This window comes from uncultured Campylobacter sp. (assembly GCF_937997595.1).
Taxonomy (GTDB): domain Bacteria; phylum Campylobacterota; class Campylobacteria; order Campylobacterales; family Campylobacteraceae; genus Campylobacter_B.
Window position 1 is genome coordinate 1 of the sequence record NZ_CALKTS010000044.1, and the last position, 1,084, is coordinate 1,084.

Below are 1,084 nucleotides of genomic sequence, written 5' to 3' on the forward strand. Positions count from 1 at the left end.
CTTCATCTTGCTGCGCGTAGTCGTCCACCAGCTCGCGATAAAATTCGTTGTTTAAATCCGCAAGCGGCGCGATCAGCTCAATAGAGCAAGGCGGCTCAAGCGCGGCAAGTGCAGTTAAAATTTCTTCAAATTTAACGATGTCGTCCGCAACCTTTATCGCCTCCCAAAAGCCCGCGCCGTGATAGGCGAAGTAAACGGGTGAGGCATCCCCAAGAGCAAAATCCACGAAAAACGGATCGTCCATGCCGTTACGCGCGATGACCCGCCAACTCTTGCGCCACTGCTTGGGTGCGTCGTTTGCTAGCTCCTCGCTCGTTTTGCGGCTAGCGAGCCTATACCCCCTCCTGAAAACTCTCAAACTCGCCCTCGTCAGGATAGAAAAACGGCAGCAAAATGCACTCCGAAACTATGCGTTTGCGGATAAAATTTCGGATCAAATTCGGGATTTGCACGGCGCTGCCTTTGGGTTAAATTTGAACGAATTTTAGCAGAGTTTCTAACCTGAGCAAAATTTACATTCAAATTTGACGCACACAAAAGAAGTAAATTGTGCTCAAATTTTCACCAAATTTGAGCACAAAAAGACAAGCGGAAGTATTTTGAGATGATTTTTGTGGTTGCGACGTAAAATTTCGGCGTAGATAGAACACATAGTTCATTGAGCCGAAATTTTACTAGCTCCGCAAAAAGCGCTCAAAAGACAACGCGCTACAAGGATTGTAGGATTTTAGGTTTACTAAACGCCGTTATAGGTTTAATCTCTCCCTTAAATTTCTCAATTTGAGCTAGCACGGTGTGAGCCGAGTTGCTTTGCGCGAGACTTGACGTGCCTTTGTCAAACGTAAGTACGTTTACGCAGCCGTGCTGGCAGAGGCTTTTCTCGCCCCAAACCTCGGGATCGTACCACGCGCCCTCGCAGATCGCTGCGACGCGCTCGGGCACGATGTCGGTAACGAGCACGCCCGCTAAAATTTCTCCGCGGTCGTTAAAAACGCGCACGATGTCGCCGTTCGCAAGCCCGCGCGCTTTGGCGTCTTTTGGATTTATCAGCACCGGCTCTCTGCCGCTAACCTCGGCGAAATTT

At 49.4% G+C, this 1,084-nt stretch carries 1 protein-coding gene and 1 pseudogene; both read right to left on the minus strand.

Annotated elements, in window-relative coordinates:
• A pseudogene (locus tag Q0614_RS01385) lies at positions 1–358 on the minus strand (hypothetical protein); the annotation flags it as partial.
• 350 nt (positions 359–708) lie between these two features.
• A partial coding sequence (locus Q0614_RS01390; protein ID WP_298785973.1) for a molybdopterin dinucleotide binding domain-containing protein occupies positions 709–1,084 on the minus strand: 376 nt, incomplete at its 5' end.